Raw genomic sequence first — 6,199 nt, forward strand, 5'->3', positions numbered from 1 at the left:
GCCGCGGACCGCGTGCCCTCCCAGCGCGGCGCCGCCGCACCGCCGCGGCGCCCGGCCGACGGCGGCGCGACCCTGCGCATGCTGCAGCACGTCGAGATGACCCTGACCGCGGAGATCGGCCGGACCCGGATGCCCGTGCGGCAGGTCCTCGAGCTCGTGCCCGGCACGGTGCTCGAGCTGGACCGTGAGGCCGGCGCGCCGGCCGACGTCATGGTCAACGGCCGGCTCGTGGCGCGCGGCGAGGTCGTCGTCGTCGACGAGCACTACGGCATCCGCATCACCGAGATCGTCTCCTCGGAGCCGGGCGCCTGATGGACTCCTCGGCGCTCGTGCTGGGCCTGCGGGTGGCGCTCGCGCTCGCCTGCGTGCTCGGCCTCCTGTGGTTCCTCGGCCGTCGCGCCGCGGGGACCGGGGCGGTCAAGCGGTCCCGGCAGGCCGCCATGAGCGTCGTGGCCAAGCAGTCGCTCGGGGGCCGCGCCGGCATCGCGCTCGTCGAGGTCTCGGGCCGCCGCCTCCTGCTCGGCGTGACCGAGCACGGCGTCAACCTGCTCACCGAGGTCGACGTGCCCCTGCCCGAGGCGGCTGACGTGCGCGAGCGCGTCGAGCTCGACCCGGCCGTCCTGGAGGCTGCCGTCCTGGAGGCGGACACCGCCCCCGACGTCGTGCCGGACAACCCGGTCACGGGCGCCGTCCCGGCCCGCCCGACCCACCCGTCCACCCCCGCGGCACGGATGCCCGCGGTCCCCACGCCCCGCAGCCCTCTCGAGGGATCGGTCCTGAGCGCCACCACGTGGCGCCAGGCGATGGTTGCGGTGCAGGAACGGACCATCCGTCGTTGAGCCAGACCCTCACCGCGCGCGCTGCGTCCGCAGCGACCGGTCCGAGCCGGACCGCGCGCCTGGTCCTCGTGCTGCTCGCGCTCGCGCTCGCCGCCGTGCTGGCGGTCGCCCTCGCGGGCGGTGCGCACGCGGCACCCGAGGCGCCCGCCGACCCCGCCGACCCCACCGCGCCCGTCGCGCCGACCGACCCGGCTGACGGCCCCACCGTCTCCATCGACCTCAACGGGATCAACGGTGGGCCGAGCAGCTCGATCGTCGTCCTGCTGACCATCACGCTGCTGTCCGTCGCGCCCTCGCTGCTGCTGATGATGACGAGCTTCACCAAGATCTTCGTCGTCCTCGCCCTGACGCGGAACGCGCTCGGCCTGCAGGGCGTGCCGCCCAACCAGGTGCTGGCCGGCCTCGCGCTCTTCCTCAGCCTCTTCGTCATGGCGCCCGTGCTGGGTGACATCAACGACGTCGGCGTCCAGCCCTACCTCGACGGCACGGCGACGTTCTCGCAGGCCGTGGAGTGGGGCACCGTGCCGCTGCGTGAGTTCATGCTCGGCCAGACCCGCGAGGCGGACCTGGCGCTCACCACGCGGGCCGCGGACCAGGTGAACCCGGAGTCGCCCGAGACGGTGCCGATGACCACGCTCATCCCGGCGTTCATGCTCTCCGAGCTGCGCTCCGCGTTCATCATCGGCTTCGTCGTCTTCGTGCCGTTCCTGGTCATCGACCTGGTCGTCTCGGCCTCGCTGATGTCGATGGGCATGATGATGCTGCCGCCGGTCATGGTGTCCCTGCCGTTCAAGCTCCTCCTCTTCGTCCTCGTCGACGGCTGGGGCCTCATCGTCACGGCGCTGGTCGGGAGCTACGGGTGAACACCACCGCGGTCCTCGACATCGGGATGCAGGCGCTGGTCCTCGCGGGCAAGCTCTGCGCGCCCGTCCTGGTCACGGCGCTCGTCGTCGGCTTCACCGTGTCCCTGCTGCAGTCGATCACCCAGATCCAGGAGGTGACGCTGAGCTTCGTGCCCAAGGCCCTCGCGGTCGCGGTCGCGCTCCTCGTCGCGGGCCACTGGATGATCTCGGAGACCGTCGCCTTCACGCACGAGATGTTCGAGCGCATCCCCACGCTCCTCGGGGGCTGAGCCGTGGGCGTGACCATCCCCCTCGCGTGGCTCGAGGTCGTCATGCTCGCGGGCGTGCGCATCGCCGCGTTCCTGGTGATCGCCCCGCCGTTCGCCCACCGGGCCATCCCGGGGCAGGTCAAGGCCATGCTCGCCGTCGGCCTGGGCGTGCTCGCCGCGCCCGGCGCGACGGCGGCCGCCGGGCCCGAGCTCGGCACGGCGATCGCGACGGGGACGGCGCGCTTCCTGGGCGACGTCGTGCTGCAGGTGCTCGTCGGGGCCGCGCTGGGCTTCCTCGTGGCCCTCGTGTTCTCCGCCGTGCAGGCGGCCGGCACGCTCATCGACCTGTTCGGCGGGTTCCAGCTCGCCGCCGCCTTCGACCCCATGAGCATGAGCAACGGCGCGCAGTTCACGCGCCTGTACCAGCTCACCGCGATCGTCCTGCTCTTCGCCTCGGACGCCCACCACATCGTCATCGCCGGGCTCGTGCGCAGCTTCGAGGCGCTGCCGCTCGGCACGCCGCTCGACCTCGCCGCGATGGCCGAGACCATCACGCACGGGCTGACCGACATGTTCCTCGCCGCCCTCCAGGTCGCCGGGCCGCTCATCGCGGTGCTCTTCCTGGCCGACGTCGGCCTCGGCCTGCTCACGCGCGTCGCGCCCGCGCTCAACGCGTTCGCCCTCGGTTTCCCGCTGAAGATCCTGCTCACGGTCCTGCTCGGCGTCACCGCGTACCTCGCGCTGCCGCAGGTCGTGGCGTCGCTGACGGACGCGGCGATCACGGACCTCGGGCGGGTGACGCGATGAGCTCCGGCGGCGAGGACAAGTCCGAGAAGGCCACACCCAAGCGGATGAAGCAGCTGCGCCGCGACGGCGCGCTGCAGCGCTCGCAGGACGTCTCCGCGTGGCTCGGCATCGGCACGGGTGCGCTCATGCTGCCGATGGTGCTCGGCGCCGGCTCGGGCGCGGCGACCGACCAGCTCGCCGTCGTGCGCGACGCCATCGCCGACCCCACCCCCGAGATCGCGGTCGCCGCGCTGTGGCAGGGCATGGGGTCGATCCTCTCGACGCTCGCTCCGCTCATGGCCGTGGTCGTCATCGCGGCGATCGCCGCGTCGGCCGCCCAGGGCGGGCTCCACATCTCGAGCAAGAAGCTCAAGCCGTCCTTCAAGCAGTTCAACCTCGCGAAGGGCGTCAAGAACACGTTCGGCCCCCAGGCGGGGTGGAACGGCGCCAAGGCGGCGCTCAAGACGGCGGCCATCGGGCTGGTGCTGTGGACGGTCGTCCAGGGCTTCGTGCCGATGCTGCTCGGCTCGGGCACGCACTCGCTGTCCCAGATCCTCGCCGCCGCGGGCGGCGGCGTGGCGGACGTCATCCGCACGGCCGTGGTCGCGGGCCTCGTGCTCGCCGCCCTCGACGTCCTCGTGGTCATGAAGCGCAACCGCAAGCAGTCGCGCATGACCAAGAAGGAGATCAAGGACGAGCACAAGCAGTCCGAGGGCGACCCGCTGCTCAAGGGCGCGATCCGCTCCAAGCAGATCGCGATGAGCCGCAACCGCATGATCGCGGAGGTCGCCACGGCCGACGTCGTCCTGGTCAACCCGACGCACGTCGCCGTCGCGCTGCGCTACGAGCCCGGCAAGGGCGCGCCGCGCGTGGTCGCGAAGGGCTCCGGCCACGTCGCCGCGCGCATCCGCGCGGTCGCGGGCGACAAGCGTGTCCCGATGGTCGAGGACGTCCCGCTGGCCCGCGCCCTGCACGCGGCGTGCGAGCTGGGCCAGGAGGTCCCGTCCCACCTGTTCGTCGCCGTCGCGAAGGTCCTCGCCTTCGTCATGGCCCTGCGCCGCCGCGGCTCCGCGGCGGGCACCCACCGGGCCCCCGGCGGGCCGACCCGCCTGGAGGCCGCATGAGCGCCCCGACCGTCACGACGCAGGAGGACCCCCGATGAAGGCCAAGCAGATCATGGCCCTGGGCGTGCCCGTCGGCGTCGTCGGCATCGTCCTGCTGCTCGTCGTGCCGCTGCCGGCGGCGCTGCTCGACGTGCTGCTCGTCCTCAACATCACGATCTCGCTCGTGGTGCTGCTGACCAGCATGTACGTCAAGCGCCCGCTCGACTTCTCGGTGTTCCCGTCGCTCCTGCTGGTCCTGACCCTGTTCCGCCTCGGCCTCAACGTGGCCTCCACGCGGCTCGTGCTGCGTGACGGCTTCGCGGGCGAGGTCATCGAGGCGTTCGGCCACTTCGTCGTCGGCGGCTCGATCGTCATCGGCCTCGTGATCTTCCTGATCCTCGTGGTCATCCAGTTCGCCGTCATCACCAACGGCGCGGGCCGCGTGGCCGAGGTCGGCGCCCGCTTCACGCTCGACGCGATGCCCGGCAAGCAGATGGCGATCGACGCGGACCTCAACTCGGGCCTCATCGACGAGGACACCGCGCGCAAGCGCCGCGCGGACGTCGCCGCCGAGGCCGACTTCTACGGCGCGATGGACGGTGGCTCCAAGTTCGTCAAGGGCGACGCCATCGCGGGCATCATCATCACGGTCATCAACCTGCTCGGCGGGTTCGCGATCGGCATGATGCAGATGGGCATGTCCGCGGGGGAGGCGCTCGAGCGGTTCAGCCTCCTGACCATCGGCGACGGCCTCGTCACCCAGATCCCCGCCCTGCTGATGTCCGTCTCCACCGGTCTCATCGTCACGCGTGCCACCGCCGAGGCGGACATGGGCACCGCGGCCGGCTCGCAGCTGACCCAGTCGCGGACCGCGCTGCAGATCGCCGGCGCCGCCGCGATCGCCCTCGCGCTGATCCCCGGCCTGCCCAAGATCCCGTTCGTGCTCGTCGGCGCGCTCCTGCTCGTGGGCGCGTGGCGCGTCGGCATCTCCCAGGCTGCCGCTGCCGCGGCAGAGGTGGCAGACGTCGCCGACCCGACGCGTCCCGCGCAGGCCGAGACGCCCGAGGCCCTCATCGAGCAGATGCGCGTGCACGCGCTGGAGATCCTGCTCGCGCCGGACCTCGTGGACATGGTGGGCTCCGGCACCGACCAGGACCTGCTGGCGCGCGTGCGCGGCCTGCGGCGCAAGGTCGCGATGGAGCTCGGCTTCGTCGTCCCGCCGGTGCGCACGCGCGACTCGGTGGACCTGCCGCGCTCGACCTACGCCGTGCGGATCGCTGGCGTGGAGGTGGGCCGCGGCGAGGCGCCGGGCGGCCGCCTGCTCGCGCTCGGCGACAACCTCGAGGGCATCGGCGGCACGCCTGTCGTCGAGCCCGTCTTCGGGCTGCCGGGCAAGTGGATCCCCGCCGAGCTGCGCCACTCGGCCGAGATGATGGGCGCGACGGTCGTCGACCGGGTCTCGGTGCTCATCACCCACCTCGGCGCGATCATCGACGCCAACGCCTCGCGCCTGCTCTCCCGCGAGGACGTGCGCGTGCTGACGGAGGGCGTCAAGCAGGTCAACCCGTCGGTCGTCGAGGAGCTCGTGCCCAACCTGCTGACGCTCGGCGAGATCCAGCGCGTGCTGCAGGGCCTGCTCGCCGAGCAGGTCCCGGTGCGCGACCTCTCGCGCATCTACGAGGGCCTGACGCTGCGCGCGAAGGTCAGCACGGACCCCGAGGGCCTGGTCGAGGCCGCGCGCCGCGCGCTCGGGCCTGCGCTCGCGGCGCCGTACGCGCAGGACGGCGTGCTCCGCGTCGTGACCCTCGACCCCTCCCTCGAGCAGCAGCTCGTCGAGTCCGTGCGTCCGGGCGACGGCGGCTCCCAGCTGCTGGTCGACCCGAACCGGCTCGAGCGCCTCCTCGCCTCGCTGCGCCAGGTCGTCGCGCAGGGCGAGGCGAGCGGCCGGGAGGCGGTGCTCGTGTGCGCCCCCGCCCTGCGGCCCGCCCTGCGCCGTACGGTGGCGCTGGCGCTCCCGCGCCTGGCGGTGCTCTCCTACGGCGAGGTCACCGGTGCCGGCCTGCAGATCGAGACCGTGGGGGTGCTGAGCGATGCCCACGCGATTGCTGCTTGACGGTGAGGACCTGCGCTCGCTGATGCTGCGGGTCAAGACCGAGATGGGTCCGGGCGCCCGCATCGTCAAGGCGGAGCGGATCCGCACCGGCGGCATCGGCGGGTTCTTCGCCAAGGAGCACTACGAGCTGACCGTCGAGGTCCCGGACGCGCCCCACCGCGTGCACCCCGGCCGCCGGATCCACCAGCGCGGCGCGCGGCCCGGCGACGCGGCCGGGGCCGACGGCGGCGCGGCGGGCATCGAGGCG

Annotated in this window: 8 protein-coding genes; all 8 read left to right on the forward strand. The window is 73.0% G+C overall.

The features are described 5' to 3' along the window. On the forward strand, positions 1 to 312 hold a 312-nt coding region (gene fliN / locus IDM29_RS13875; RefSeq protein ID WP_188037658.1), incomplete at its 5' end, for a flagellar motor switch protein FliN. Further along, positions 312 to 839 (forward strand): flagellar biosynthetic protein FliO, encoded by a 528-nt coding sequence (gene fliO, locus IDM29_RS13880; RefSeq protein ID WP_182112606.1) that lies wholly within the window; start codon positions 312 to 314, stop codon positions 837 to 839. The genes fliN and fliO, both read left to right, overlap by 1 nt. Before the next feature lie 59 nt (positions 840 to 898). Further along, positions 899 to 1,702 carry a flagellar type III secretion system pore protein FliP gene (gene fliP / locus IDM29_RS13885; RefSeq protein ID WP_182113954.1) on the forward strand — a complete coding sequence of 268 codons (804 nt, stop codon included), beginning with the start codon at positions 899 to 901 and terminating at the stop codon, positions 1,700 to 1,702. Further along, positions 1,699 to 1,971 carry a flagellar biosynthesis protein FliQ gene (gene fliQ, locus IDM29_RS13890; protein WP_182112607.1) on the forward strand — a complete coding sequence of 91 codons (273 nt, stop codon included), beginning with the start codon at positions 1,699 to 1,701 and terminating at the stop codon, positions 1,969 to 1,971. The genes fliP and fliQ overlap by 4 nt, the downstream gene beginning before the upstream one ends. Positions 1,972 to 1,974: 3 nt before the next feature. Further along, positions 1,975 to 2,757 carry a flagellar biosynthetic protein FliR gene (locus IDM29_RS13895; protein WP_255491700.1) on the forward strand — a complete coding sequence of 261 codons (783 nt, stop codon included), beginning with the start codon at positions 1,975 to 1,977 and terminating at the stop codon, positions 2,755 to 2,757. Then, on the forward strand, positions 2,754 to 3,860 hold the full coding sequence (locus IDM29_RS13900; RefSeq protein WP_182112608.1) for a flagellar biosynthesis protein FlhB: 1,107 nt from the start codon (positions 2,754 to 2,756) through the stop codon (positions 3,858 to 3,860). Before IDM29_RS13895 ends, IDM29_RS13900 begins: the two co-directional genes overlap by 4 nt. Before the next feature lie 34 nt (positions 3,861 to 3,894). After that, positions 3,895 to 5,952 carry a flagellar biosynthesis protein FlhA gene (locus IDM29_RS13905; protein ID WP_182112609.1) on the forward strand — a complete coding sequence of 686 codons (2,058 nt, stop codon included), beginning with the start codon at positions 3,895 to 3,897 and terminating at the stop codon, positions 5,950 to 5,952. Continuing rightward, positions 5,930 to 6,199, forward strand: a 270-nt coding sequence (locus IDM29_RS13910; protein ID WP_223148341.1) for a hypothetical protein, incomplete at its 3' end; no start/stop codon positions are given. The genes IDM29_RS13905 and IDM29_RS13910, both read left to right, overlap by 23 nt.

It is taken from the genome of Actinotalea sp. JY-7885, assembly GCF_014525465.1.
In the GTDB taxonomy this organism is placed as follows: Bacteria; Actinomycetota; Actinomycetes; order Actinomycetales; family Cellulomonadaceae; genus Actinotalea.

Coding starts and splice junctions, on each gene's coding strand:
- IDM29_RS13905 (WP_182112609.1), top strand. CDS start 3,895: ATGAAGGCCAAGCAGATCATGGCCCTGGGCGTGCCCGTCGGCGTCGTC.
- IDM29_RS13900 (WP_182112608.1), top strand. CDS start 2,754: ATGAGCTCCGGCGGCGAGGACAAGTCCGAGAAGGCCACACCCAAGCGG.
- fliO (WP_182112606.1), top strand. CDS start 312: ATGGACTCCTCGGCGCTCGTGCTGGGCCTGCGGGTGGCGCTCGCGCTC.